Annotated in this window: 26 protein-coding genes; 11 read left to right on the top strand and 15 right to left on the bottom strand. The window is 43.2% G+C overall.

Translation table 11 applies throughout. The annotated features are described in order from the left end of the window. Positions 1-19 precede the first annotated feature (19 nt). From H6G05_RS12970 to H6G05_RS12945, 6 genes are all read right to left on the bottom strand, one after another. Positions 20-925 carry a DUF6671 family protein gene (locus H6G05_RS12970; protein WP_242025480.1) on the bottom strand — a complete coding sequence of 302 codons (906 nt, stop codon included), beginning with the start codon at positions 923-925 and terminating at the stop codon, positions 20-22. After that, on the bottom strand, positions 915-1,751 hold the full coding sequence (locus H6G05_RS12965) for a nitrate ABC transporter ATP-binding protein (protein WP_190578576.1): 837 nt from the start codon (positions 1,749-1,751) through the stop codon (positions 915-917). Before H6G05_RS12965 ends, H6G05_RS12970 begins: the two co-directional genes overlap by 11 nt. A gap of 154 nt (positions 1,752-1,905) precedes the next feature. Beyond that, positions 1,906-3,903 (bottom strand): ABC transporter ATP-binding/substrate-binding protein, encoded by a 1,998-nt coding sequence (locus tag H6G05_RS12960; protein WP_094533322.1) that lies wholly within the window; start codon positions 3,901-3,903, stop codon positions 1,906-1,908. 150 nt (positions 3,904-4,053) lie between these two features. After that, on the bottom strand, positions 4,054-4,896 hold the full coding sequence (gene ntrB, locus H6G05_RS12955; RefSeq protein ID WP_094533321.1) for a nitrate ABC transporter permease: 843 nt from the start codon (positions 4,894-4,896) through the stop codon (positions 4,054-4,056). Between the two features lie 84 nt (positions 4,897-4,980). After that, entirely contained in the window at positions 4,981-6,708 is a 1,728-nt protein-coding gene (locus H6G05_RS12950; RefSeq protein ID WP_190578575.1) for an iron uptake porin, read from the bottom strand. A gap of 61 nt (positions 6,709-6,769) precedes the next feature. Then, a complete protein-coding gene (locus H6G05_RS12945; protein WP_190578574.1) occupies positions 6,770-8,116 on the bottom strand; it encodes a CmpA/NrtA family ABC transporter substrate-binding protein in 1,347 nt (448 codons plus the stop codon). A gap of 453 nt (positions 8,117-8,569) precedes the next feature. On the opposite strand from H6G05_RS12945, the gene H6G05_RS12940 reads away from it, so the two are divergent. From H6G05_RS12940 to H6G05_RS12915, 6 genes are all read left to right on the top strand, one after another. Continuing rightward, positions 8,570-10,117, top strand: a complete 1,548-nt coding sequence (locus H6G05_RS12940; protein WP_190578573.1) for an NAD(P)H-quinone oxidoreductase subunit N — start codon at positions 8,570-8,572, stop codon at positions 10,115-10,117. Positions 10,118-10,235: 118 nt separating this feature from the next. After that, complete coding sequence (locus H6G05_RS12935; RefSeq protein ID WP_190578572.1) at positions 10,236-10,985, top strand: abortive infection family protein; 750 nt, start codon at positions 10,236-10,238, stop codon at positions 10,983-10,985. A gap of 220 nt (positions 10,986-11,205) precedes the next feature. Further along, complete coding sequence (locus tag H6G05_RS12930) at positions 11,206-11,436, top strand: hypothetical protein (protein ID WP_190578571.1); 231 nt, start codon at positions 11,206-11,208, stop codon at positions 11,434-11,436. Beyond that, positions 11,433-11,834, top strand: a complete 402-nt coding sequence (gene vapC, locus H6G05_RS12925) for a type II toxin-antitoxin system tRNA(fMet)-specific endonuclease VapC (RefSeq protein WP_190578570.1) — start codon at positions 11,433-11,435, stop codon at positions 11,832-11,834. Before H6G05_RS12930 ends, vapC begins: the two co-directional genes overlap by 4 nt. 56 nt (positions 11,835-11,890) lie before the next feature. Next, on the top strand, positions 11,891-12,226 hold the full coding sequence (locus tag H6G05_RS12920) for a DUF433 domain-containing protein (protein WP_190578569.1): 336 nt from the start codon (positions 11,891-11,893) through the stop codon (positions 12,224-12,226). Beyond that, positions 12,223-12,582 (top strand): DUF5615 family PIN-like protein, encoded by a 360-nt coding sequence (locus H6G05_RS12915; RefSeq protein WP_190578568.1) that lies wholly within the window; start codon positions 12,223-12,225, stop codon positions 12,580-12,582. The genes H6G05_RS12920 and H6G05_RS12915 overlap by 4 nt, the downstream gene beginning before the upstream one ends. Before the next feature lie 380 nt (positions 12,583-12,962). Here the strand turns inward: H6G05_RS12915 and lpxB are convergent, their stop codons facing one another. Next, on the bottom strand, positions 12,963-14,174 hold the full coding sequence (lpxB, locus tag H6G05_RS12910) for a lipid-A-disaccharide synthase (protein ID WP_242025478.1): 1,212 nt from the start codon (positions 14,172-14,174) through the stop codon (positions 12,963-12,965). Between the two features lie 160 nt (positions 14,175-14,334). On the opposite strand from lpxB, the gene rpmI reads away from it, so the two are divergent. The 3 genes from rpmI to H6G05_RS12895 all read left to right on the top strand — a co-directional run bounded on the left by rpmI (position 14,335) and on the right by H6G05_RS12895 (position 15,860). After that, on the top strand, positions 14,335-14,532 hold the full coding sequence (gene rpmI / locus H6G05_RS12905) for a 50S ribosomal protein L35 (RefSeq protein ID WP_009625755.1): 198 nt from the start codon (positions 14,335-14,337) through the stop codon (positions 14,530-14,532). A 71-nt stretch (positions 14,533-14,603) separates the two neighbouring features. Next, positions 14,604-14,957 (top strand): 50S ribosomal protein L20, encoded by a 354-nt coding sequence (gene rplT / locus H6G05_RS12900; RefSeq protein ID WP_190578567.1) that lies wholly within the window; start codon positions 14,604-14,606, stop codon positions 14,955-14,957. A 75-nt stretch (positions 14,958-15,032) separates the two neighbouring features. After that, positions 15,033-15,860, top strand: a complete 828-nt coding sequence (locus H6G05_RS12895) for a transporter substrate-binding domain-containing protein (protein ID WP_190578566.1) — start codon at positions 15,033-15,035, stop codon at positions 15,858-15,860. A gap of 33 nt (positions 15,861-15,893) precedes the next feature. On the opposite strand, the gene H6G05_RS12890 is transcribed toward H6G05_RS12895, so the two are convergent. Then, positions 15,894-16,784, bottom strand: a complete 891-nt coding sequence (locus H6G05_RS12890) for a vitamin K epoxide reductase family protein (protein WP_190578565.1) — start codon at positions 16,782-16,784, stop codon at positions 15,894-15,896. A 163-nt stretch (positions 16,785-16,947) separates the two neighbouring features. Beyond that, a complete protein-coding gene (gene btpA, locus H6G05_RS12885; protein WP_190578564.1) occupies positions 16,948-17,814 on the bottom strand; it encodes a photosystem I biogenesis protein BtpA in 867 nt (288 codons plus the stop codon). Positions 17,815-18,018: 204 nt separating this feature from the next. On the opposite strand from btpA, the gene H6G05_RS12880 reads away from it, so the two are divergent. After that, positions 18,019-19,278 (top strand): glycosyltransferase family protein, encoded by a 1,260-nt coding sequence (locus H6G05_RS12880; protein WP_190578563.1) that lies wholly within the window; start codon positions 18,019-18,021, stop codon positions 19,276-19,278. 74 nt (positions 19,279-19,352) lie between these two features. Here the strand turns inward: H6G05_RS12880 and msrA are convergent, their stop codons facing one another. The 5 genes from msrA to H6G05_RS12855 all read right to left on the bottom strand — a co-directional run bounded on the left by msrA (position 19,353) and on the right by H6G05_RS12855 (position 23,279). Next, the gene (gene msrA, locus H6G05_RS12875; protein ID WP_190578562.1) at positions 19,353-20,009 is read right to left on the bottom strand and encodes a peptide-methionine (S)-S-oxide reductase MsrA; all 657 of its coding nucleotides are present in this window, start codon (positions 20,007-20,009) and stop codon (positions 19,353-19,355) included. 66 nt (positions 20,010-20,075) lie between these two features. Further along, positions 20,076-20,369 (bottom strand): DUF1816 domain-containing protein, encoded by a 294-nt coding sequence (locus H6G05_RS12870; RefSeq protein WP_190578561.1) that lies wholly within the window; start codon positions 20,367-20,369, stop codon positions 20,076-20,078. Between the two features lie 149 nt (positions 20,370-20,518). Further along, on the bottom strand, positions 20,519-22,051 hold the full coding sequence (gene rlmB, locus H6G05_RS12865) for a 23S rRNA (guanosine(2251)-2'-O)-methyltransferase RlmB (RefSeq protein ID WP_190578560.1): 1,533 nt from the start codon (positions 22,049-22,051) through the stop codon (positions 20,519-20,521). After that, positions 22,048-22,443, bottom strand: coding sequence for a Mini-ribonuclease 3 (locus tag H6G05_RS12860; protein WP_190578559.1), 396 nt, complete (start codon positions 22,441-22,443; stop codon positions 22,048-22,050). Before H6G05_RS12860 ends, rlmB begins: the two co-directional genes overlap by 4 nt. A 458-nt stretch (positions 22,444-22,901) precedes the next feature. After that, a complete protein-coding gene (locus H6G05_RS12855; RefSeq protein WP_408962475.1) occupies positions 22,902-23,279 on the bottom strand; it encodes an STAS domain-containing protein in 378 nt (125 codons plus the stop codon). Positions 23,280-23,436: 157 nt separating this feature from the next. Here H6G05_RS12855 and gatA point away from each other — a divergent pair, with 157 nt between their 5' ends. Further along, positions 23,437-24,897, top strand: coding sequence for an Asp-tRNA(Asn)/Glu-tRNA(Gln) amidotransferase subunit GatA (gatA, locus tag H6G05_RS12850; protein WP_190578558.1), 1,461 nt, complete (start codon positions 23,437-23,439; stop codon positions 24,895-24,897). Positions 24,898-24,966: 69 nt separating this feature from the next. Here gatA and H6G05_RS12845 read toward each other — a convergent pair whose 3' ends face one another. Next, positions 24,967-26,256 carry a glucose-1-phosphate adenylyltransferase gene (locus H6G05_RS12845; protein ID WP_190578557.1) on the bottom strand — a complete coding sequence of 430 codons (1,290 nt, stop codon included), beginning with the start codon at positions 26,254-26,256 and terminating at the stop codon, positions 24,967-24,969. Between the last annotated feature and the right edge of the window lie 136 nt (positions 26,257-26,392).

The raw sequence follows: 26,392 nt of genomic DNA, 5'->3' as shown, positions 1-26,392 counted from the left end.
GTTTATTTCGTTTGTGCTCCTAAGGATTGCAATAAGAGCAGTACATCGGATCTGCAAATTGAACTTGATCTGGGAATAGAATCTCTTGCTGAAATAGACAGCGATCGCAACGATAGACATTGGCGCGGGTGGATTTTGTAGGCAATCCGCAAAGCTCACAGGGCAATCCCTTAATTCGATCTACTATATCGAAATTCACAAAATTACAATTGGGACAGAGTTGCTGTAATTTGCGTACTAAATCTTCAGTAGCTTTGGTAATATTTTTCATTCGAGTGGGATTATATAGCGCTCGCATGTCAGTTTCTATGTGGATTTGTAGCGATTTTTTCAATAACTCATTTACTGCTTCCTTCAGCATGTCTTCAGAAGTAATTCCTTTATAAATTGATTCCTTTGCTGAAGTATGAGTATCTGGAATTAAGACAACTGCATGGTCTGGAAAGCCAACTTTGAGCGCAAAATCATAGGCTTGCTCATAGCTGGAAATCTTTTGATGGCGAAAGTTGGTATCAGATGAGAGGGCTTCACCATAAACTGTGAAGTTATGCTGTTTATCTAGCAATAAAACAAGTTCGCGATTGAAGGGAATACCTAGCATCGGATGCGGGAAAAAGCTGCCTTCACTGGCGATCGCTAAGTCAGCATCAATTAGTTCTAAAGCTTTCTCCGCCTTAATCTTCGCGGTTTCAATTTGATTGGCAGGGCGATCAATATCGCGGGTAAATGTACCGAACAAGTCGCTATCAAAATTTTGAGGTACGGTAACTCTTACGCCCAAAGATGTTTGTAAGATTGGTGCGATCGCTAATTCCTTACGATGCATGGTCGCAATTACCGCTAGGCGATCGCGAAAGCTTATTCTGTTATCTGGTTCCCCTCTCCCATAGGGAGAGGGGCTAGGCGTGAGGGCATCACTCATCATGGGCAAAACGGTTATACAGAAAATCTAAAGCTGTATTTCTAAGATCATAATATAAAGGATCTTCCATGATTTGGGCGCGATCACGAGGACGGGGGAAAGGGATGGTCATGATTTCACCAATATTAGCGGCAGGACCATTGGTCATCATCACTAAGCGATCGGCTAGGAATAGAGCCTCATCGATATCGTGGGTAATCATTAATACGGTACAGCGATGCTCTGTCCAGATTTGTAATAGTTCCTCTTGCAGTTCCTCTTTGGTAATCGCATCCAAAGCGCCAAAGGGTTCATCAAGAATCAATACTTCAGGACGGATTGCTAAAGCTCTAGCGATCGATACGCGCTGCTTCATCCCCCCCGAAATTTGAGTGGGCTTTTTCTCGGCGGCTTCACTTAATCCCACCATTGCCAAATGATGGCGGACGATATCATTTTTTTCGCCTTTCGACATGTTGGGGTTAACCGAGTCAACGGCAAGCATGACATTTTCATACACCGTTAGCCAAGGCAAGAGCGCATAACCTTGAAATACCACCATGCGATCGGGACCTGGTTTGGTGATCAGTTTGCCATTGACTGTTACTTCACCAATGGAAGGCTTTGAGAAGCCGCCGACCATGTTTAAGAGAGTAGATTTACCACAGCCAGAGTGACCAATTAAACAAATAAATTCACCTTCTTGAATATGTAGATTGACATCCTTAAGAACAACATATTCACCTTTTGGCGTGGGATAGATTTTGGAAACATTTTCGATTCGTAGGAATGCTTCTTGAGGTGGAATTTGGGCGATTTGGTTTGTACTTTCAAAAATGGTTTGGGTCATGTTCTTTTTGATCTCTTTGAAAAATTGGTTATGAAAGTAAGGGTTGAGATCCCCCCAGCCCCCCTTGTAAAGGGGGGAGAATCAATTTATTTTCTTCTTCCCTTTACAAGGGGGATTGAGGGGGATCAAGTAGAATTTTTGCTAAAGAAGGAAGCTAAGCAACCATTCGCATTGATTCCATGGCAATTTCTGCCATCGTGATATTTCGTTTAATGTCTAGATGGTTGAGATAGCCAATGGGATCTTCAGCATTAAAGGGAATATCATCAAAGAGTTGAATCGCATTGCGGCTGTAGGTGATGTCTGTTAGACCCAACTCACGGGCAGCAGTACTGAATACGCCGACGCGACAGGTTTTCTCTAATACTTCCACCCAGTTGCGTGGGAAGGGAACATCGCCCCAACGTGCCATCTGGGTAATGTGCCAGAGATGCTCAGAACGGCTCGGACGATTGACCCCAGCCCCATAGAACTGGTGGTGAGCAGGTTCGCGCATGGGAGTGTCGATCGCACAGGTGACATCATCAGGGTTACCTAAATGAATGTAATTAACATTAGTGCTGACGTAGGCGCGACGGGAGAGAATTTGACGGATCTCTTCGGAATTATTTTGGTCGGCGCAATACATACAGGCTTCTAGTAATGCTTTGACGAGGGCAATATGCGTATTCGGATAGGCATTAGCCCAATCTTCCCGTACACCGAGAACCTTGCCAGGGTGTCCTTGCCAGATTTCTAAATCCGTAGCAACCGTAAAGCCGATATTTTCCATGGCGGCACGGAAGTTCCAAGGCTCACCAACACAGAAACCATCGATACTGCCTGCTTTGAGGTCAACTACCATTTGAGCAGGAGGAATGGTTTTGAGTTCCACATCGAGATCGGGGTCGATACCGCCAGCCGCTAGCCAATAACGGAGCAGCAAATTGTGCATCGATGAGGGATGGACTACGCCCATGCGGTGAGTGCGATCGCGAGTATTTTGCAACATCGCTTTGAAATCCGCGAGGGTATGAATGCCGCGATCGTAGAAATGCTTGTCTAGGGTAATGGCGTTACCGTTGCGGGTCATAGTTAGAGCCGTAACAATGGGCTTACAAGCACCGTTGCCGCCTAGCGTCATCCACATTGGCAAACCTGAAGGCATTTGCGCTGCATCAAGATAGCCGCCTGCAATGCCATCGACAATACCGCGCCAACTGGTTTCGCGAACGAGAGATACTTCATCAAGACCATGCTTCTCAAAGAAGCCTTTCTCTTTTGCAACTGCGATCGGCGCACAGGCGGTTAAGGGAACGAATCCGATCTCTAAATTGACTTTTTCTAAGCCATGACGGGCAACCGTTGTCACCTTGCGAGCATTCAATTTCTTGACGCGCTTTTGCTGATTTAAGAAGTAAATAATTTCACTGCGGAGGCTGTAGTAACTAGGGTGATTAACCGCTTCCATGCGTTGACGAGGACGAGGAATATCCACCTCCAAAATGTTACCGATTTTTGAGGCGGGTCCATTGGTCAACATTACAATGCGATCGCTTAGTAATACTGCCTCATCGACATCGTGTGTAACCATTACCGCTGTGATCTGATCTTCGTTACAGATCTGCATCAGCTTTTCTTGCAAATTGCCGCGAGTCAGGGCATCCAAGGCTCCAAAGGGTTCATCAAGGAGCAAGAGTTTGGGACGGACGGCTAGCGCTCTGGCGATCGCAACCCGTTGACGCATCCCACCCGATAGCTGCGTGGGTGGCTTATCGATCGCATGGGCAAGCCCGACCATATTCACATAACGTTCCACCAGATCATGACGTTCGCCCTTTGGCAGATGGGAAAGAACTTCATCAACTGCCAGAGCCACATTTTCCCGTACCGATAGCCAAGGCAACAGCGAATAGTTTTGGAATACCACCATGCGATCTGGCCCTGGGCGAGTTACACGCTCATCTTCGAGCATCACTACGCCGCCCGTAGGTAAGTCTAAACCTGCAATCATATTGAGCAAGGTGGACTTGCCACAACCAGAGTGACCAATCAGAGAAATAAATTCGCCTTTTCTTATTTGGAGGTCAATTCCTTTAAGGGCGATATATTCTTTGCCGCCGCCCAAGGGAAATGTTCTCTCTACCTGATCAACTAAAACAAAATCCTGCATTTTAAAATTCTCCTTTTATTACATTCAAATCTCTAAGACCCTCACCCCTAGCCCCTCTCCCAATGGGGGAGAGGGGAACAGGAAAAGATTACATTTTCTCTTTCTCCCCCTCTCCCTTAATGGGAGAGGGGGCTGGGGGGTGAGGGCAATTTACTTCTGTTCTTCAGGCAAGATCACATTTTGAAGCCATGCAACGGCGCGATCGAGAATCAAGCCCACAGCACCAATGTAAACTAGAGCCAAAATTACTTCACCCACCTTGTCATTGGTATAGGAGTTCCAGATGAAGAAACCGATACCGACAATACCTGACATGATGATTTCCGCAGCGATAATCGCAAGCCATGCGAGACCGATGGAAATGCGTAAACCAGTGAAGATATAGGGCAGTGCCGAAGGAATCAAAATCTTGAAGAAATACTTTTGCTTAGAGAGTTGTAGGACTCGCGAAACATTGCGATAGTCTTGAGGAATTTGCTTCACACCAACCGCTGTATTTAACAAGATCGGCCATACAGCAGTAATAAAGATAACGAACAAGGCGGCGGGTTCATTTTGACGTAAGGCGGCAAGTGCAATGGGAACCCATGCTAGGGGTGGCACTGTTCGCAAAAATTGGAACAATGGATCGAGGGCTTTATCAATAACTGCATTAGTCCCCACCAGAATCCCGACACTAATACCCACGATCGCCGCCAGTGAGTAACCCTTAGCAACGCGCTCAAAACTAGCGAGGGTTTGCCAGAACAAGCCTTTATCCGTACCACCGCGATCGAAGAAGGGATAAAGTAACAGGTTACGAGTGTTTTTTTCATAAATAATGTCGAATGGGCTAGGCAGTTTTAGTAAACCAGTAGCCGAGAGAACTTGCCAAACCAGTAAAAATCCTAATAGTCCGATGATTGGGAGCGCCCAGTTTTGAGCATTCTTTTGCCAAAATTTGCTGAGCGATCGCCCAAAGCTACCATTACGATTACCAACACTTACTGCCATAATTTTTTAATCCTAGAGAATCAAGTAAATTGTTTTTTTCATAAGAGCGAATCGCTTTTGACTATTCGCTCTTTTAGCTGTTATTTAGAACGTAAATGTAGTACGAACTACTCCAACGGTCGCGGTAGGTGCGTTGTTGATACCTTCGGGGTTAAAGACAAAGAACACTCCTGGGGTAACGCTGATATTTTTAGAAAGTTTGAAATTGAAATATCCTTCCAAGTGATAGGGTTTAGTGGTAATCCCAGTGGGATTAGCAAGCCCACCAACAGCATTACGTGCTAGAGGCTGTCCAAAGATAAGCCCAGCCGTGTTGCCTTCATTGAAGACATCATTGAAATGGAATCCTGTCATCCAACTAGTAAAGGTGGTGGAAGCATCCTTATTAGTAAGGTTGGCAAAAATCCAAGCGCCAGATAGATTAAAAGCAATCTTGGGAGTAATCCGCCATGTCAAAGTTGAACCGATAGAATTCATTTTGATTGGGTCGGTTAGTGCTGTCCCTGCTCCACTAATTGCATTAATGTCTGCGGAAGCTAAACCTGTTCCCAAAATGTTAATCTGGTGATAGCTATTGGCATAGTTGAGTCCGATATCGAGATTGGAAGTGGGTTTGAGGGTTAATTGGGCAGCTGCAACACTACTACCGCCAAAGAAGCCCGCCCCAAGCAAACTCGTGGCACTGTTGGTCGGAATCGCAGAGTTAACACTTCCATATAAAGCTCGAAAATCAACCTTATCGGAAGGAGTCCAGATGAAACCAACGGCAGCGGCTAGCCCAGTACCAGATGTCCCTCCAGATACACGGGTCGCAGCATTTAAACCCTGACCAAAGCGGGAGATAGAGCCTTGCCCTTCACTAGCAAATGGGCTAATTGCTGGGAAAGCATCAGAAACTTCCGCATTAGAACCTGCAAACATCGTCAACTTATCAGCAACTGGGAAAATGTAGAGTAACTTGTAAAGATTGACCGAGTTTGCGGCTGCTGTATTGGAGTTAGATGGATTGAAATTGAGGAATTGATTCTCAAATCCCAATTTCACGTTACTAGAACTGCCAAGGGGATCGGCATAGCCTAAAGGTGCAGCTAGACTGTTGATATTGGTAGCTTGTAAGCCTGTAATCAATAAGTCCTTACCAGAAAAACTGGTCAATAAATTTAGGCGTACACGGTTATTAAAAACAATGTTAGTGTTTGTGCCACTGTTGTTAGGATTTGCTCCTGTTGCGCCTGACACGCTGAAAATTGCTTCACCGCTTAGTTTGGTTGTAGTGGAGAACTGTTGAGCCTCAAGCTTGGCAGTCTTCGCATCAAGGGCATCAACCCGACCTCTCAAAGTTGCAAGTTCCGCAGCAAATTCCTCTTGGAGCTTTTGCAAGGTTGCGAGGTCTTCTTTGCTAACTTTGTCAGCCAAGCCCGCCGAAATAATCTCATTGATCTTGTCAAGACAGGCATTTAAGCCAGCCGCAAACTCATACCGTGAGGTAGCTTGTTTGCCGCGAAATGTGCTATCGGGATAGCCTGCGATGCAGCCATAGCGCTCAACTAGCGATTGTAAGGCGGTAAAAGCCCAATCCGTAGGACGCACATCTGATAATTGAGAAACAGAGGTAACATTCTGAGCGATAGGATCGGTAGCGATCGCCTTAAGTTGAGTTTCGCTAGAAACTTGGGGGATAGTAGTTTTAGTTTCAGTGGATGCAACTTTTGAAGAACTAGTAGGATTTGCCTCTGCTGACAAAGATATCGAGCCTAAAGCTAGGGGCAAGCTTAGTAGAAGCAATCCGAGACGACTGGTATGAATTTTCAAGATTAATTTTCCTCACACAATACTTGTTTGTTTTTTAAATTTTCTGACCGAATTTTTTGACCTATGCCTTCTTGATCTTTAGGCTGTCAAGATAGGCTTGAGGATTTTCGGGGTCGAACTTTGTACCATCAAAGAATTCCTCAATACCGCGAGAAGTGCTAGTAGGAATATCAGGGAAACCTGCTTCCTTAGCTGCCTCGCGCCATAGATCCTCACGGTTGACCTTCTTAATCAAATCCTTAGCCGTAGCTAAAGACTCTTTTGGTAAGAAGCCCCAGCGCACACTCTCTGTAATGAACCAAAGATCATGACTTTGATAGGGATAGGAAACACTTCCCTTGGCATCTTTCCAATAGAGCGGAGCCATAGTCTTATCGTCAATCACGCGCCCATCACCCATGTCATATTTGCCCATCATTGGGTCTGTAAGGATTTCAGGAGAAACGCCAAAGTAGTTTTGCCCCGAAACAATCTGCACTAGTTCTTTCCGATTGTCGAAGTTATCACACCATTGCTGTGCTTCCATAATTGCCTTCAGCAAGGACTTAGTTGCTTTAGGATATTTATCGACCCAATCCGCACGTAGCGCTAGATATTCTTCAGGATGTCCCTTCCAAATTTCCGCAGTCAGTGCAGGAATGAAACCGATCTTCTCTTTGACGATGCGATAGGGCCAAGGGTCGCCTGTGCTGAAGGCATCCATTGAGCCAGTTTTCATGTTGGCTACGGTTTGCGCCGCAGGTACAGTCAATAATTCGACATCCGTATCAGGATCGACTCCATTAGCCGCTAACCAGTAACGAATCCAAAATTCTTGATTGGCTTTAGGGAAAGTGTAAGCAGCTTTAAATTTCGCTCCTTCAGATTTAGTTTTCTCAAAGAAATCCTTGGCTTTGTCGATTTTGAGGGTTAGTCCTTTGTTTTTGTGCTTATCAGCGATCGCGATCGCATTGCCATGGGTATTTAACTGCAACAGCACATACATTGGGATTTTGAGGCTATCAGTAATAATTCCTTCGGAAATTAAATAGGGCATGGGCATTTGCCACTGACCGCCATCAATTCCACCTGCGGAGGAACCAATTTTGACATTATCTCTAGCGGCTCCCCAGTTGGCTTGCTTAGAGATTTCCACATTATCCATGCCATACTTCGCAAAGAAGCCCTTCACTTTAGCAATAACTAATGGTGCAGCTTCAACAATTGGCAAATAGCCAAGTCTGGCTGTGTTAATTTCAGGAACTTGTTCAGGAGGCAGATTTATTTTGACCGCCTGTGATGATGTAATCGTTGGTGTGTCTTCTGGAGGGTTACCAAGACATCCCTTAAGTAAGACTGAACTGAGAGCGGTAGCTCCTGCGGTTGCTAAAAAGCGCCGCCTTGAAAAGTTGTTATTGAAACCAGACATAGTTTCTCTCCTAAAACATAATAAATAGGTTTTTTCAAAAAAATAAGACAGCAAAAATTAAGCTGCGATCGCGATTGAAGTTAATATGCAAATTTGATTTGCACATTTCAATGCAATCTCAACGGATCGTGATTTAAAAAGCTAAATTATCAAGATAATTTAGCGAAAATATTTAAAAACGATTGATTGGTTGCTATTGATATATTAGAGTTAAGTCTTGATAGAGTAAAGTCTATTATTCTTATAATTATCATAGATTTAAATCTATTTACTCTGTAAAACCCGTAAGGTTTCGTCCCGCAGGGACGAAACCTTACGGATTTTGGTAATTTATTGCATAGGTACTTAGATAAATCTCTATAAGTATTTGTCACAAAAGAAGAAGAGAACAAGGAATTAGAGCGACTCAAGTTTTGCTATACAATTGCCATAGCAACAACACATGAATTAAGTATGGATACAGCAAGTCTCAATGCTCTGCTCAATAGTGGTGCGATCTTGCCAGAACTAATTGTCATTGGGACATTGGTACTCGTATTGATTGTCGATCTGATTGCATCAGGGCGAAAGTCGGTAAATGTTCTACCCTATATTGCGATCGCAGGTTTAGCAGCTTCTACTGCGGCTCTTGTGTGGCAATGGACGGGCTTAGAAAATCCGATCGCCTTTTTGGGCAGTTTTAATAGTGACAAACTCAGCATTATTTTTCGTGGCATTATTGCCCTATCGGCTCTATTTACGATTCTCGTTTCGGTACGTTATCTAGAGCAGTCAGGTGTGGTAGTTGGCGAGTATCTCGTGATTTTGCTCAGTGCGACCCTCGGCGGTATGTTCCTCACTGGCTCCGACGAAATGGTGATGGTATTTGTCTCCCTTGAAACCCTGAGTATTTCGTCTTACTTGCTGTCGGGTTATACCAAACGCGATCCGCGCTCCAATGAAGCGGCGCTCAAATATTTGTTAGTCGGTGCAGCTAGCTCGGCGATTTTTCTTTATGGAATGTCTTTGCTCTACGGACTTTCGGGCGGCGAAACTTCACTAGCGGCGATTGCCTCAAAGATCACCGTTAACAACACAGCCCTAATCATCTCAATGGTATTTGTGATTGCAGGGGTTTCCTTCAAGCTCTCGGCAGTACCTTTTCACCAATGGACACCTGACGTTTATGAAGGTTCCCCCACGCCTGTAGTTGCCTTTTTGTCGATTGGCTCTAAGGTGGCTGGCTTTGGACTTGCACTCAGATTTTTGATTACAGCGTTTCCTCTGGCTTCGCTGCAATGGCATTACGTGTTTGTGGTATTGACCATTTTGAGTATGGTCTTGGGTAATGTGGTGGCGATCGCGCAGACGAGCATGAAGCGGATGTTGGCTTACTCCTCCATCGGTCAAGCAGGATTTGTGATGCTCGGCATGGCGATCGACTCCGAAGCTGGTTACGCCAGCATGATCTTTTACTTGATCCTGTATCTATTCATGAACATGGGTGCTTTCGCCTGTGTGATCCTGTTTGCTTCTCGCACAGGAACCGACCAAATCAGTGAATACAGTGGCTTATACCAAAAAGATCCTTTATTAACGCTTGCGTTAAGTGTCTGCCTCTTATCTTTGGGTGGTATTCCTCCTCTCGCAGGTTTCTTTGGTAAGCTCTACATTTTCTGGGCAGGTTGGCAAGCTCACGCCTATGGCTTAGTTCTACTAGCTCTAGTGATGAGTGTGGTTTCTCTCTATTACTACATCCGCGTTGTCAAGATGATGGTAGTTAAGGAGCCTCAAGAAATGTCTGAGTCGATTAAGAACTATCCTGCGATCACATGGACTCAGGTGGGTATGAAGCCTTTACAAGCGGCGCTCGTATTTACGCTGATCTTTACAGCGATCGCTGGTATTGCATCCAATCCTCTCTTCTCCCTATCCAATCAAGCCGTAAAAGAAACCAAGTTTCTCCAAGCTAAAGCACCAATATCAAAACCAGTAGCAGTCTTACCAACAACTTCAAAATAAACAAAAAAGAGGCGCTTAGCGCCTCTTTTTTGTTTTATTGTCTGTGGCATTCTCAGAAATATCTTGGGTGTCGATTAGACTAATACATATTAGTTATATAGTCCAGCTTTTAGAAACAATGACGACACGCTTAGAGAAAGTACGACACCTTCAAGACATTTTTATTGCCCGTGCAACAGGTGGAGATATCAAGGATGAAGATTATAGTATTCTCCGTTTAGAGTTGCTAAGAGATAGCACAGTCAAAGATCTTCTTCCTCAATTTGTTATAACTTGCGACGAACCATCAAAATTCTGGAGTTTCATTAAATCAAAGTTCAGTACCTACCAAGAACGAAAAGTTTTTATATGGGGAGAGTTTGCTTCGTTGATTACATCTCTGGAGCAAAATAGTATTACGGCTCAACCAGCAGATAACGACATTTCCGCAATTCTTGTTGAGTTCGATACTGAACATGTTCATATTGCTTGGCAAAAAGCTCTTGAACGCAGAGATGAAGATCCTGAAGCAGCAATTACTATGGCACGTACATTAATTGAATCAGTTTGTAAACATATTTTGGATGAAGCAGGTATTCCTCACACCGATAAAGATGATTTGCTTAAACTCTATAGAGAAACTGCTAAACAACTTAATATGGCTCCTGAACAGCACCAAGAAGAAGTCTTTAAACAAATACTTGGCGGTTGTTCTTCAGTCATTCAAGGACTTGGAACTATACGCAATAAGTTGAGTGATGCTCATGGCAAAGGGAAAAAAGCCATTAAACCATCTCCTCGACACGCTGCACTCGCGGTCAATTTAGCGGGGGCAATGGCTGCATTTTTGGTCGCAACTTGGGAAGAAAGAACGTCAAAATCTACCTAAAAAATGGATGAAATAGCTAGAGAATACCCACAGTAAACTTTAGACAATGAATCTTAGAGGTAATCGCATAGCTGAGCTAAGATAGCATTCACATAGAAGAGGCAATACCTATGCTTTTAGAAGACTATTTCGACTTTCTAAGTCCAGATGACATCCGCATCAAAGGTCATCGTATTGGCATCCAAGGTGTTAACAGAAAATATCCATAGGAAGTAAGACAATGCAAACAATCCAAACGACAGCCCAAGTTGATGAAAAAGGCATACTTCAAATTCAACTTCCTGAACATTCAGGAGAAAAACTAGATATTTTATTGGTGTATCAAATTGTCCAGAAGACTCAAAAGCGCCAATGGTCACAGCGATTTCTGAGTACATTTGGAGCATGGCAAGGAGAACCGTTAGTAAGAGAAACCCAAGGCGAACAACCAGAACGTAACGAACTTTTATGATTTATCTGCTCGACACCAACACCTGTATTGGTTACATCAATCGCCGTAATCCAGCTATTTATCAGCATTTTTTAGCAACCTCACCTGATGATGTCTGTATTTGTGACGTTGTAAAATTTGAACTTTATTATGGTGCTTACAAAGGCTCTCGAACTGCTGAGAATCTAGAAAACCTCAGTCACTTCTTTGCCGATTTAACCAGCTTACCTTTTGACGGCAAAGCAGCCTTAATTTGCGGACAAATACGCGCCAAATTACAAAAGATGGGAACTCCGATAGGAAGCTATGATTTACAGATTGCTGCGATCGCTTTAGCCAATAATCTTATCCTTGTAACCCACAATACTAGAGAGTTTGAGCGTGTTGAAGGATTAAAACTTGAAGATTGGCAAGAATAAAGATGGCGATCATATAGATGAGCTAAGATATTATTCACATAGAAGAGACAATACCTATGCTTTTAGAAGACTATTTCGATTTTCTAAGCCCAGATGATATCCGCATCAAAGGTCATCGTGTTGGCATCCAAGATGTCATCAAATACTATTTAAGCGGCTATAGTCCCGAAGAAATTTTAGAAGAACTGCCAAGCTTAAATCTAGAAAAAATCTATGCCGTAATTACCTATTATTGGCGTAACCGCACTCAAATTGACGAGTATATGTTTCGACTAGAGCACTCACAGGAACAACACTATCAAGCATGGTTAAAGAAAGAACCTTCAGAATTAATCGCAAGACTGCGATCGCTTAGAGAGCAGACAAAAAAGAAATTGTTACTCATCTCATGAAAACAAGATTTTTACTTGACGAAAACCTCTCGCCAAAGTTGAAATCTGCGCTATTAAGGCTTAATCCTAAAATAGATATCATGCGAGTTGGTGAAGAAAATATGGCACCTTTAGGAACTCTAGATCCTGAAATTCTCATCTACTTAGAAATGTCCAAAAGATTGCTGGTTACAGATAATCGGAAAAGTATGCCCTCACACCTAGACGATCATTGGTCATCAGGTAGACACACTTGGGGTTTATTTTGGCTACGCCCAAACTTGCCTCTCAATAAAGTTGCTGAAGAATTAAATCTAATTTGGGAAGTTTCTGAAGCTGAGGAATGGATCGATAAAATAGGCTGGATTCCTTTTTAAAAATTTTATAAGCGAAAGAACTTTTACTTATTTCATGAAAATATTCTTTAACTTAGCGATCGCCTCTCACTAGCATTGATGACAAAATTTAATTTATTTATATCTCAATAAAGCAATAAAATATTCCTGTTGAAAATGATGATCGTGCCTCCAGTAAAAAATTTCTATAGCAACGCAAGAGATAGCTGGGACAAATCAAAACCCAAAAGATGAGTGGCGGCGCGAAGCGCCGCCACTCATCTTTTGGGTTTTATGTCCTAAGCAAAACTTACATTGCTATAGATGTACTTTCTTGTCATCGAAAGAATAGGCGTTATAAAAATCATTAGTGATGGGCGGCAAATCCGCACATTACTAGTGATTCAATGGAAAGAGTAGCTTTACAGATAATCAAGAATCGAATCAGCAACGCGGTTAATTGCTCCTTTCTCTCCCAAACTTTCCCTTACTCTGATATATCCATCGAGCATAGTTTGCCTTGCTTGAGGATTGATTAATAGATCTAAAGCAGATTCCGCGATCGCTTCGGGAATCGCCGCATCTTGCACAAACTCAGGCACAACTGATTCCATATTGACCAAATTTACGGGCGAAATAAACGGTAATTTCAGTTTGATAATATTGCGAGCAATCCAAGCTGTAATCGCACTGACGCGATATAAAATCACCTGTGGCACATTGAGAAGAGCCGTCTCTAGATTCACTGTTCCAGATTTGCTCAATACCAAGTCAGCAGCACTAATCGCAATTTGTGACTGAGCCGAAATAATCGTAGCTTTGATGTCATATTCCTTGAGCAACTTCTCAACTTCAGGACGATAGCGTTCTAGAGATAGCGGCAACCAAAATTTGACATGAGGTAACTTGGTTTGGATGATTTTTGCTGCTTTGAGAATAATTGGCATGACAGATCGCAATTCTTGAGTTCGAGAAGCGGGAAGCAAAGTTACCACCAAGTCATCATCGGCAATGCCAAGTTGTTTACGAGATTCAACGCGATCAGGAATCTCTGCCATTAGATCTACAAAAGGATGTCCGACCCATTGCACATTTGTGCCTTGCTTCTCGTAATAAACTGCTTCTTGAGGGAAAATCGCCAATAACTTATCGGTAAAAGCGGCGATCGCCTTTGTATTTTTGTCATTAAAAGACCACACCCATTCTTGAGGTGCAATGTAATAAATGACAGGAATCTTTAAAGTACGCTTGGCATAATAGCCAATTCCTTGGTTGGGCATCATGTAGTCAATTAATACCGCCACATCAGGAGGAGAAGTCTTCAACCATTTTTTAGCATCTCGCTGCACCTTGAGTGTGGGCAAAATATAGGGCAGGGCTTCAACTGCGCCAATAGAACCAATACCAACTGTATTGCCGAGGATTCTCGCTCCTGTTGCTACCATGCGATCGCCACCAAGCCCGACGATCTCTAATTCGATATTTCTAAGGACGGCTCGCTCACGTAGAGCTTCAATTAAAATTGCCCCATGCCAGTCGCCTGAAACTTCCCCTGTACTGATAAACACACGGCGTTTGATCTTAATTTCTGAACTAGATTCCATACTTATGTTGTAAGAGACAGGTTGTGCCATAGAGTTCGACTGAAACCGATTTTAGAGTTTTCTGTGCCTACGGCACAGAAAACTCTAAAATCAGTTTTAAATGATAATTATTTGAATTGCGTACTAAATGCAATATATGGCATTACCTTATGGTACACTCGTAAAGGTCAAAAATTTGGACTAGAAAGAAGTGCCTAAGCTCAAAACTCGTAAATCTGCCGCCAAGCGATTCAAGGTGACGGGTAGCGGCAAGTTTGCTCGCCGCCACGCTGGTCGCAACCACCTACTAGAGCATAAGCCTACTGTTCGTAAGAGCAGATTGGGTCAGATGGCTATAGTTGATGAGACTGATAATGACAGAGTAAGCGCAATGATGCCTTACGCCTAAGAGCTTTTTACAGGGTGCTTAGCACCCTGTAAAAAAATTAAATAAAAACAAATCACGATAATAACGAAGCCATGACGAGAGTAAAACGCGGTAACGTAGCTAGAAAGCGCCGCAACAAAGTACTAAAATTAGCCAAGGGCTTTCGCGGATCGCACTCTAAGCTGTTCCGCACTGCTAACCAGCAGGTAATGAAAGCTCTGCGTAATGCCTACCGCGATCGCCGCAAGAAGAAGCGCGATTTCCGTAGCCTCTGGATTACCCGCATTAATGCTGCGGCTCGCCAACAAGGTTTGAGCTATAGCAAGTTCGCAGGACTGCTCAAGAAAGCAAATATCGACATCAATCGTAAGATGCTTTCTCAAATTGCCATTCTCGATCCCCAAGCATTTACGGCGATCGTCGAAAAAGCAAAATCTGTCGTATAAACCCAAAAAATAAAAAAGCGGCGCATTGCGCCGCTTTTTTATTTTTTGGGTTTTGGAGATTTTTCAGGAGGTTATGTGAGAAAAGCTCAAAGTAATACTTTTGCCGTAACAACGCTCGCCATGATTGCTTTATTTACTGGCGGAAATTATCTCAAGGTGATTCAGCCCGATCATTTGGCGATCGCCGCAGAAACAAATTCAGCTATCACCCCAGACATAAATACTCTCGATAAAATTAAGAAGCGGGGCAAGTTAATTGTCGGTGTCAAAGATAATTTGTATCCCTTAGGATTTCGCGATCGCAGTGGTAACTTAGCAGGACTAGAAATTGATATTGCGCGTGAGTTAGCCAAAGAGCTAGATTTCCCCGTTGAATTAGTGCCACTAAAAAATCGCGATCGTCTCTCAGCATTACAAACCAATCTAGTTGACTTAGCGATCGCCCAAATTACAGTTACCAATAATCGTTCGCGGCTGATAGATTTTTCATTGCCCTACTACACTGACAGCACAATTGCCATCGCTAGGCGCGGCACAACTTTTCAAGAACTAAGCCAACCTTCAGCGATTGGGGTACTCAAAAATTCGGCAGCGATCGCGGTGATTCAATCGCAATTCCCCAAGGCAGCGATCATTGGCGCTAATTCTTATCAAGACGGTTTAAATGCATTGCAATCGGGCAAAGTCAAAGCTTTTGTGGGCGATCGCACTAGCCTCACCCAATGGCTTAGAGAGTATCCTGATTTTGCAATCATTGGGCAACCCCTAGCCGTGCATAGTTTAGCGATCGCTTTGCCGCGAGGGTTGCAACATTTGGACTTACGCGATCGTGTATTTGATATTGTCGAAAAATGGCGTAAAAATGGCTGGCTCAAAGAACGAGCAAATTTTTGGGGTTTATAAAAAAAGAGAGTGCAAAGCACTCTCTTTTTTTATTTAGTTGCGAGCGCCTGTATAGCCAGACTCATTCGCTAATTCATCTAAACTTCTTTCACCAGAAAGTAACTTGCCATTAATCTCCCAAGTGGGAAATCCCTTAATTCCCTTTTGTTGGCATAGGGCAGTTTGCGGATTTACACCATTAGCATCACATTCAATGTAGGGAATCAGCTTTTGAGCTTCGCCAAATTTTCTTTTTTGATTTTCACAATGTGAACACCAATAAGCCCCATACATTTTGGCATTTGTTGAGGTTAAGTGCTGGGCTAGTCGTCCTGCATAGGAGTTACTCTGAGCCGCAAGTTTACCTTGGTTCGCGTAAACACCAAGAGTTGCGGTAAGAGTGACGATCGCCACGATCGCACCTGTAAAGAAAAGATTGCCAACATCTTTCCACGCATAGCCAAATATCGTGAGCAACCAAATTGTGGTCATGGTGGCAGCGGAGGATATGCAATAGAGGCAAACCTGAGGCTGTCCGCCGATACTGCCTGAGGCAAGTAGATACATTAGGTATCCACTAAACACAAATGTTGCCGAAGAAACCATGAACATCAAGAAATTGGCTACTTCCTTGAGTTGCGCCTGCGCCTTGGGATCATCCTTTTTTAATATCAATGGCAATCCTGCCAAAAGTCCTAAAGTGAGATAACCTAGAGCGCCAAAAATCGTTAGGGGGATTCCAAAAATCTTGGCATACTCACTGCTCAGCACTAAATCACAACCGCTGCCTTGTACATCACAGAGGGCGACTTTTTGACCAAAGAAGTGGGTTACGGTCAAATAAGTTGTTAGAGAAAAGCCAAATAGGGTCAAAGCGACGATCGCAGGGCGCGACCACCGATGCAACCAAGGCTCAGATCGTTTTCTTGTAGCTGTTCCTGACAATTTTGTACCTACCTGCTAATAGATTTATAATACCAAGGCTCAAAAGTGTGACGACACTTTGAGACTAAACAACATACTCAGTAAGGGTTTTAAAACTAAAAAGTAGCTATGCCATTTTGTGGTTTGGTATCACTAGAGGCGCTATGCACCTTTAGTTTTTATTTTAACCAATCGACACTGGCGGCGATCGCAATATTTGCTCTTCAGCGATACGCTTATTTTTTTTATTGGCAATATCTAAGCGCACAGCATCGACAAAACGGCTGACCCTGATTGGATCAATCGCCTGTTGAATCTGGCCATTACGCTTTAATGAGCTAGAGACAATCACACCATCAGCATATTCCATCAACTGCGGTACGTTATCCCATGTTGCACCAGATCCCACCAATAGAGGTGTATCACCACAAGCAATTTTTGCTTCCTTGAGATCCTCAGATGTTGGAGCATGTCCTGTTGCCCATCCCGATAAAATTACGGCATCGGCAAGTCCGCGATGGACAGTATCGTGGACTGCGGCGGCGATCTGCGGTACAGAAATAGGTTGAGCGTGCTTTACCAAAACATCAGCAAAGATTTTCACATCTGAACCTAGTTCACGACGATATCGGAGCAGCTTGTAAGCATCTCCTTCGATAATGCCTTGATCGGTTGCCATTACGCCCATAAGGACATTGACGCGAATAAACTTTGCACCGACACAGGAGGCGATCGCTAAGGCACTATGACCATCATTCCTCAGCACATTAATGCCAACAGGAATGCCAACCATCTGTTTGACACGATGCACAATCAGACTCATGGAACTGACCACCGCAGGATCAACTCGATCTTTGGTAAACGGAGCATCAAAAAAATTCTCTACGATAATTCCATGCACTCCGCCTGCGGCAAGGGCAGTTGCTTCCTGTTCGGCTCGATCAATGACCTCTTTAAGGCTGCTCCCCCAACGCGGCGAAGTAGGCAATGGCAAAAGATGAATGACCCCGATCACGGGTTTTGGCGTATCAAATAAACTACTTAAATCCACATGCGTGACGCTTATAAAAAACTTGAGTAAAAAATTGGGGTAAAAAGCTTCGTTACTAGCTTTTAATTTAACTCGATCATGAGTGCATAATTTTATCGTGAATTCGATCCCGCCATTCCAATTTCTAGCAATCAACCCATAAAGTAGAGAGGGCGCGAATTTCTCTATCTACCCTTACAAGTTTATTAACCAAGTTTATTAACTATGATTAACAATCCTCAAACCACAAATATCTTCACAGATATTTTAATTCTGTCGAATGGACCTGGGGAGTTAACGACATGGGTATATCCTTTTCTCAAAGCTTTGGCAATAGAGCAGCAGCGATCGCCTGAAGCCCTAGCGAAAATCCGCATCTCGATCGCCCTCTCGCCTTGTCAGAACGCCAGTGGAAAAGAGGCGCAACTCGCCCAAAGCTTTCCTAATGTTGAACGAGTATTGCCACAGGAGCAGTTTTTTGATTTTTTGCTGTGGGGCAGAACTCCCAATTGGGAATGGGCAAAGCAAGGAATTGTGATTTTTTTGGGTGGGGATCAGTTTTTTACGGTAGCGATCGCTAAGCGTCTAGGTTACAAAACTTTAATCTATGCAGAATGGGAAGCTAGATGGTATCGCTGGGCTGATTTATTCGCTGTGCGTAATCAAGCGATCACCGACAAGATTCCAGCAGAATTTCGTCAAAAATCAACAGTTATCGGAGATTTGATGGTTGATCGGGTAGAAACAAAGTTACTAAGTGACTCTGGCTCTACCTTACAAATTTGCTTTATGCCAGGTTCCAAAGGACATAAATTACAGATCGGTGTACCTCTAGCTGTGGCGATCGCCGATATCCTCAAGCAAAAGCGTCCTGACTTAGAATTAGTAATCGCCTTAGCCCCAACAACTACCCCAGAAGGCTTAGCGAAGTATGCTCAAAATAGTTTCCCTACAGACGATAGTGATGGGGCAACCGCAACTTTGATCGATGAGAATTTAGTAACAGCTAAAGGCACAGTTATTAAGATTCATCGGGAATTCCCAGCCCATGCTCTCATTCAAAGTAGTCAATTGTGCATTACGACGGTTGGGGCAAATACTGCCGAGCTAGCAGCCCTCCATCAACCTATGATTGTTTTATTACCTACTAATTTTGTAGATATGAAGGTGGGATGGGACGGAGTTTTAGGTTTACTTGCTACTGCACCAGTCTTGGGTAAATTTCTCAGGGTTTTAATTAATTCCATCCTAATAACCGAAATTCAAAAAAAAGGTCAATTATTAGCTTGGCCGAATATTTGGGCAGGTGCAGCGATCGTGCCAGAACTTTTAGGGGATTTGACTCCCACCCAAGTTGCCACGGAAATTTTGTTTTATCTTGATCATCCTGATGAACTAGCAAAAATGCGCGATCGCTTAAAACAAGTATGTGGACAAGTAGGAGCAGCTACAAAGCTGGCCGAAATGGTGATAAAAACTCTTTAAAAAAATGAAGTGCCACGCGGAGCGCGACACTTCAAGAATAAAAAAGCCTCGCATTGCGAGGCTTTTTTTGGGTTTTAGCTAACTGCTAAAGTAGGCGGATAACAAACGTTAGTACCACCTAGACCACAATATCCACCTGGATTTTTGGCGAGATACTGCTGATGGTAGCCCTCAGCATAATAAAAATCACCAGCATCACGAATTTCAGTCGTAATACCCTGCTTCATTCCTGAAGCCTTAAGAGCATCCTGATAGACTTCTCGCGAATCTTCTGCAAGTTTGCGTTGGACATCGTTGTACACATAAATACCTGAACGATATTGCGTGCCCTTATCATTGCCCTGTTGCATTCCTTGAGTAGGGTTATGGGATTCCCAAAAGACCTTAAGCAAATCAGCATAACTAATCACCTTGGGATCGTACACAACTAAAACAACTTCGTTGTGTCCAGTCATGCCCGAACAGACTTCCTCATAGGTTGGATTAGGAGTTAGCCCAGCGGCATAACCCACAGCCGTTACATAGATTCCTTTTTGTTGCCAAAACTTACGCTCTGCTCCCCAAAAACAGCCTAATCCAAAAACAGCAGTTTCCATACCTTCAGGAAAAGGTGGTTTCAACGCATTCCCATTTACAAAATGGTGAGAGGCTGTAGGAATTGCCGAATTTCTTCCTTTAAGCGCTTCAGACGCTGATGGAAGTGTTAACTTTTTGCCAAGTCCAAATAACATATATGTATTTATCTCACTAAAAATTAGGGGCTTTAGCCCCTAGTCTAATTCATAAATTTAGTGGCTTTAGGTTTGACCGCTAAATACAAGAAAACGGTCGAACTTAAAATCCAGTGAATCATCATAAACAGTAAGGTTTTCAGGCTTACAGCGCTTTACAGTAATAGCAAGCCCCTTAGAACCTTCCGCTTCCAAATCTTCTATATAACCGACCTTGGCTAATTCAGCCTCAGCCGTGCTCGTAAAAGGACCAAAGTAATAAGTGCAATGAGGTGAATCGGTAACAATTTCGATCCACACAGCCAAACCAAATGTTTCGAGAATTGATGTGAAAATGTTCTTAAACAAATTACCACCCATGATTTTACATAGCTAAAGTGAATGGTTTTGGTGAGCGATAAAGACTTAGATTTAAGACTTTTCCTATATATTTAATGTAACTCAAAAAATAGGAAAGTCTTATATCTACATCTTTTCTTCCATTAGTTTATATAACTTAAAACATGGTGTTAAGACAAATTGTTCAGGTTTAACGTATTCACCCAACGTTGTCTGAAAATCTCGTACAGAGCCATTCCTGTGGCTACAGATGCATTCAGGCTTTCCACTTTTCCATCTAAAGGTATAGAAACGAGAAAGTCACAGTTTTTTTGAACCGAGAGGCTGAGCCCCTCATCTTCCGAGCCAATCACCAAAGCGATCGCCCCTGAGAACTTGGCTTTGTGAATAGGTTCGCTTGTCCCTGCCATGGTTCCATAAACCCAGAAACCCGCTTCTTTGATTTTTTCAAGGGCGCGATTGAGATTAACAACACGAGCGACGGGCAAAATTTCTAATGTACCTGCGGCGACTTTGGCAACGGTAGCCGTAATTCCTGCTGCACGACGCTGGGGAATTACTAAGGCTTGCGCTCCGAGAGCAGCAGCACTGCGGATAATTGCTCCCAAATTATGGGGATCAGTGATACCGTCTGCGATCACAATGACAGGATTAGCCGATTTTTCCTTAGCTTTGACAATCAACTCATCAAGATCAGCATATTCGTAAGCAGAAACTTGAACGGCGATACCTTGGTGTCTACCATTGTCTGTAATGCGATCCAGTCTTGTATTATCGACTTCATCGACGACTGCTCCCGCAGCCTTAGCTTCGTCAATCAGTGGTAAAAAATCTGGTGCATAACGCAATCTTGCCGTTACCCAAACTCGATTAATGCTGCGATCGCTTTGTAATACTGCTTCAACAGCATGGCGACCATACACAATGTCAGGATTTTCAGGATTATGAACGGGTGGCACAATTCCTAGTTCACCATCGGGATCAACATTGCGCGAGACGGGTGGCAAAGAGCGGCGCTCAAAGTTGGGAACTTTGTGATCGCCGAAGTTGCGATCGCGGTCAAATTTGCGATCACCAAAGTTACGATCAGGGCGATCGCCGAAATTACGATCACTGCCACGATCAGAACGTTCAGGGCGATCGCTACGTTCAAACTTTTTATCGCCGAACTTTTTATCGCCGAACTTCTTGTCACCAAACTTTTTATCGCCGAATTTCTTCTCGGCGAATTTGTCACCGAACTTTTTGCCGATGGGCTTGTCAAACTTGCGCTCAAATCTCGGTTCAGATGATGAGTCACTGCGCTTTTCAAAGGGCTTATCAAAATTCTTCTCAGGACGACGATCTGCGTATTTGTCTGATTTACCAGCGTATCCTGAATATTTAGAAGAGTCAGATCGGTTGTCGGAACGCTTGTCAAAATTTCTATCTGTGTTTCTATCTGATGACTTGTAAGGCTTATCAGATTTATAAGGTTTGTCAAAGGTTCTCGCAGGTTTTTCTGGACGGCTATCGGAACGACTGTCAGAGCGTTTGTCGCTATATTTGCCTGTGCTGCGATCGGATCGGCTGTCAGAGCGATTATCAGATCGCTTATCAGAATATTTATCAAAGGACTTCTCGGAGCGTTTCTCGTAACTCCTCTCTCCGTCTCGGTCAGAATTCTTGTCGGATTTAGATTTTAGTCTGGGTTGCGTTGTCATGGCGGCGCTGGGTTATCGATGTGGCTAAGTAGCTGTGTGAAAATTTGGTCAAGGCGATCGCGATCGGTTAAGTAAAGATAACCAATCAAAGCTTCAAATCCTGTGGCATTTTGGTAAATCTTGGGATCAACTTTACGTGGTGTAGATCCAGCAGCATTGCGTCCACGTCTTACTAGATCGGACTCAAAGTCTGTGAGATCGATTTTTTCGAGAAGTCTTGCTTGTTGCTCGGCTCTTACTTGACTAACTACGAGTTGGTGATACTGTTTTGCGGTGCGTGGCGGGAGTAAATAATGCAACCGCATTTGCATTTCATAAACAGCATCTCCAATATAGGCGAGAGCCGAGGCTGGAATCTCAGCAATATTGTTAACTGTTGGACTAAGAGACATTACGAAAGAATGCCATTACAGAGTAATTAGGTTAATTAGTTTGTATGTAGATAAAATGTTTAGACAATCAACATTTACATTTATTTCAGACAAGTATGGGCAGACCGAGCCTGCCCATACTTGTTTATAAATTTTATCTCATCCACATCATACAGCAGTTTTCTATCAAAAGAACCACAAGAAATTTTCAAGAGTATTGTTTCACAACACTCTTGAAAATTTCTTAATTCGGTTTTGATCGCAAGGTACTGTAATTTAGTTTTGACTAAATTATGACCATATCAAAGCCAGTAGAGTTATTAATCTCATGTCAAAGCAAAACTCAAGTTTGGAAAATTTACCCCGCTTAATTTTTCTGAAAATTTAGTTCAAAGTCTAGCTCAAGTGATTAGCTGATTTAAACCTAAGTTATAGGTTGAATTTTTAGATTAATTGATCGTGAGAGCAATTGACTTTGATTAACTTTTTTTAGTCTGGTCAAGCTTGGCTAGAGCTTCATCAATTGATGTTTGTAGTGATAGGAACTGATCTAGTCGAACCAATTTGACAGTTTGGGTGACTCTAGCGTTGGTAATAATCTGGAGTGTGCCACTCAAAGTTTGAGTTTTTTTTGCCATTTGCACTAAAACCCCAAGTCCAGAGCTATCGACAAAATCAATGGTTGACAGATCTAGTATCACGTTGGTAGGACCATCTTCGACGCATTTGCCAATGACCTTTTTAAAGGCTGGCTCAGAAAAAGCGTCTAGAAGACCTGTGAGGCGGATCAATTGATAGGTGTCCTTGACTTCGCGGCTGCCTCGTAAACTCACAGTCAGGGTTAGCGGTTCAGGAATAATGACCTCCAAGCGGTGCGAACGTACCTTAATTTGCGGATATATTGTATTTGCTTTCTCCACACTTGTCCAGAAAATTGTTAAATTACCCTATCGTTAGCATTAGCTAGTTTGGTTTTATAATTGGGACTCTGCCCAATAACCCATCAGCTTGTTTATGTCATCGATCGCCCAAATTCGTCAAACCTTAATTAATAAAGAGCGATCAGCAACCGAAATTGCTCAAGAGTTTTTAGATCGCATTGATCGGTTAGAGACAAAATTACATAGTTTTGTGACTGTTACGCCCGAAGTGGCGATCGCCCAAGCAAAAGTCATCGATGCCGCGATCGCCGCAGGAGAAAATTTACCAGCATTAGCAGGTATTCCCCTAGGCATGAAAGACAATATGTGTGTCAAGGGGATGCCCACTACTTGTGGCTCCAATATGCTGAAAAATTTTGTCCCACCCTACGAAGCGACAATTACGGCAAAATTGCGATCGGCTGGGGCTGTCATGGTCGGCAAAACTAACCTCGATGAGTTTGCAATGGGTAGTTCTACCGAAAACTCAGCGATCTCGCTCACAGCTAATCCTTGGAATACGGATTATGTGCCTGGAGGCTCATCGGGTGGCTCAGCAGCAGCCGTCTCTAGTGGTGAATGTGTAATTGCTACGGGTTCAGATACGGGTGGCTCAATTCGTCAACCTGCTTCCTATTGTGGTGTCGTTGGTCTAAAGCCTACCTATGGACTAGTTTCCAGATTTGGGCTAGTTGCTTTTGCTTCATCATTGGATCAAATAGGACCCTTTGCCAACTCTGTTGAAGATGCAGCTATATTCTTAGGAGCGATCGCAGGTTACGATCCTAAGGATTCCACTAGCATTAACATCGAAGTCCCTGACTACGCGGCTTTACTAACCCCAGATTTAACTCAGTCCCTCAAGGGTAAAAAAATTGGTGTAATCACCGAAACCTTTGGCGAAGGTTTAGATAGTGAAGTAGAAGTTGCGGTTAGAAAAGCGATCGCTCATTTTGAGACTATGGGTGCTGAAGTCTATGAAATATCCTGTCCTCGTTTTCGCTATGGACTGCCAACTTATTACATCATTGCGCCTTCAGAAGCTTCAGCCAATCTTGCTCGATATGATGGCGTAAAGTATGGCTTCCGTGATCAGGATGCTGAGAACTTGCTGAGTATGTATGAAAATACTCGTGAACAAGGCTTTGGTGCGGAAGTAAAACGGCGGATTATGATTGGGACATATGTTCTATCGGCTGGTTATTATGACGCTTATTATCTCAAAGCGCAAAAAGTCAGAACTCTGATCGTTCAAGATTTCCAAAAAGCTTTTGAGCAAGTTGATGTTTTAGTTTGTCCAACCGCACCTACTACTGCTTTTAAGGCAGGTAGTAAAACGGAAGATCCACTGGGAATGTATCTCTCTGATTTGATGACGATTCCTGTGAATTTGGCGGGGCTTCCAGGGATTAGTATCCCCTGTGGCTTTGATTCTAAAGGACTACCAATTGGCTTGCAAATGATCTCTAATGTCTTAAGAGAAGATGTGTTATTGCAAGTTGCCTATGGCTACGAGCAGTCAACGGAATGGCATAAGCGCCAGCCTTCTCTATAAACAACAAAAGCCTTGCTAAGCAAGGCTTTTGTTAATCAAAAATAAGCGGCACTTTGGGCCGCTTATTTCTTAGATGATGGTGTTATCAGGAATAACGGCATTTTTGACAACGACAACAATGCCATTACAGATGCAATAGCCTTGTTCTTCACGATTTACATCTTGAACTCGATCCTTATTGATAATTTGCACATTTTTGCCAATGCGAGCATTTTTATCGATGATTGCGTGGCGAATGATCGTATTTTCACCAATGCCCATTGGCACTCTGCTGTTTTCGAGATCTGAGGCACGATCCTCTTCAGGTTGATAAAAATCACAACCCATCAGTAGTGTGTCTTCAATTGTGCAATTGGCTTCAATATGCATCCGAATCCCAACAACTGAGTTAGTAATTGTGGATTGGTTGAGGATACATCCTTCGCCAATAATTGAATCCTTGACTTTACTATCATGCACTTTGCTAGGGGGCAAGTAACGAGCGCGAGTGTAGATTGGTTTTTTGGTTTCGTAGAAATTAAAACCAGTGGCAGGATGGCGAGTTAGTTCAAGATTGGCTTGATAGAAAGACTCAATGGTTCCAATGTCTTCCCAATATCCCTTGTAAAGATAAGCCTGAACATTCAAATTGTGAATGGCATCAGGAATAATTTCTTTGCCAAAATCTGTGTGTTCAGGATTCTCGCTGAGCAGCTTTAACATAGCCTGCTTGTTAAATACATAGATTCCCATTGAAGCGATGAAAGGGTTCGCGATCGCGGAAGCTTGATCCAATCCGAGTTTTGTGGTGTTAACACGCATTCCCTCTAGAGCTTCACCTTTAGGCTTTTCTAGGAAGTTAATCACTTTGCCAGTACTATCAGTTTTAAGTAAGCCAAAAGCTGAGGCTTTTTTCTGATCCACAGGTAATACTGATAAGGTAATATCTGCCCCAGTTTCGCGGTGATGCTCAACAAACTTTTCATAGTCCATGTTGTACAGATGATCGCCAGAGAGGATCAAATATTCACTGACATCCCAAGATTCTAAAAGCCATGCATAACGACGAACAGCGTCAGCTGTACCTTGAAACCAGTCTGGACTATCGGGGGTCTGCTGTGCGGCAAGAATTTCCACAAAGCCATCAGAATAGGATGCAGGTCGATAGGCTTGATTGACATGTCGGTTAAGTGATGCGGAGTTAAACTGCGTCAGGATATAGATTTTTTCAATACCTGAGTTAATACAGTTACTTACAGGAATGTCGATCAATCGATATTTGCCTGCTACGGGGACTGCGGGTTTAGCACGGGTCTTAGTGAGGGGATATAGTCGGCTTCCCTGTCCGCCGCCCAGAATGATAGCCAGTACGTTTTTCATAAATTATTCGGATTATCTTGGCTTTTTTATTTGCATATTTTTTCTGAATGCAAACATTGTCTATCTTTGCGGGGATCGTTGCAAGTGATATAGCTTACTTGTCTCGATACTTGTCGCGAAACAAACCTTAGAAAGC

It is taken from the genome of Phormidium tenue FACHB-1050 (genome assembly GCF_014696925.1).
GTDB lineage: Bacteria > Cyanobacteriota > Cyanobacteriia > Pseudanabaenales > Pseudanabaenaceae > Pseudanabaena.
This window is presented reverse-complemented; position numbering and strand designations above follow the sequence as displayed.

Coding starts and splice junctions, on each gene's coding strand:
- H6G05_RS12860 (WP_190578559.1), bottom strand. CDS start 22,443: ATGTCTCTTAGTCCAACAGTTAACAATATTGCTGAGATTCCAGCCTCG.
- H6G05_RS12935 (WP_190578572.1), top strand. CDS start 10,236: ATGACGACACGCTTAGAGAAAGTACGACACCTTCAAGACATTTTTATT.
- gatA (WP_190578558.1), top strand. CDS start 23,437: ATGTCATCGATCGCCCAAATTCGTCAAACCTTAATTAATAAAGAGCGA.
- H6G05_RS12940 (WP_190578573.1), top strand. CDS start 8,570: ATGGATACAGCAAGTCTCAATGCTCTGCTCAATAGTGGTGCGATCTTG.
- msrA (WP_190578562.1), bottom strand. CDS start 20,009: ATGTTATTTGGACTTGGCAAAAAGTTAACACTTCCATCAGCGTCTGAA.
- H6G05_RS12945 (WP_190578574.1), bottom strand. CDS start 8,116: ATGTCTGGTTTCAATAACAACTTTTCAAGGCGGCGCTTTTTAGCAACC.
- rlmB (WP_190578560.1), bottom strand. CDS start 22,051: ATGACAACGCAACCCAGACTAAAATCTAAATCCGACAAGAATTCTGAC.
- H6G05_RS12880 (WP_190578563.1), top strand. CDS start 18,019: ATGATTAACAATCCTCAAACCACAAATATCTTCACAGATATTTTAATT.
- lpxB (WP_242025478.1), bottom strand. CDS start 14,174: ATGGCACAACCTGTCTCTTACAACATAAGTATGGAATCTAGTTCAGAA.
- H6G05_RS12965 (WP_190578576.1), bottom strand. CDS start 1,751: ATGACCCAAACCATTTTTGAAAGTACAAACCAAATCGCCCAAATTCCA.
- H6G05_RS12845 (WP_190578557.1), bottom strand. CDS start 26,256: ATGAAAAACGTACTGGCTATCATTCTGGGCGGCGGACAGGGAAGCCGA.
- H6G05_RS12970 (WP_242025480.1), bottom strand. CDS start 925: ATGATGAGTGATGCCCTCACGCCTAGCCCCTCTCCCTATGGGAGAGGG.
- H6G05_RS12930 (WP_190578571.1), top strand. CDS start 11,206: ATGCAAACAATCCAAACGACAGCCCAAGTTGATGAAAAAGGCATACTT.
- rplT (WP_190578567.1), top strand. CDS start 14,604: ATGACGAGAGTAAAACGCGGTAACGTAGCTAGAAAGCGCCGCAACAAA.
- H6G05_RS12915 (WP_190578568.1), top strand. CDS start 12,223: ATGAAAACAAGATTTTTACTTGACGAAAACCTCTCGCCAAAGTTGAAA.
- ntrB (WP_094533321.1), bottom strand. CDS start 4,896: ATGGCAGTAAGTGTTGGTAATCGTAATGGTAGCTTTGGGCGATCGCTC.
- vapC (WP_190578570.1), top strand. CDS start 11,433: ATGATTTATCTGCTCGACACCAACACCTGTATTGGTTACATCAATCGC.
- H6G05_RS12870 (WP_190578561.1), bottom strand. CDS start 20,369: ATGGGTGGTAATTTGTTTAAGAACATTTTCACATCAATTCTCGAAACA.
- H6G05_RS12960 (WP_094533322.1), bottom strand. CDS start 3,903: ATGCAGGATTTTGTTTTAGTTGATCAGGTAGAGAGAACATTTCCCTTG.
- H6G05_RS12920 (WP_190578569.1), top strand. CDS start 11,891: ATGCTTTTAGAAGACTATTTCGATTTTCTAAGCCCAGATGATATCCGC.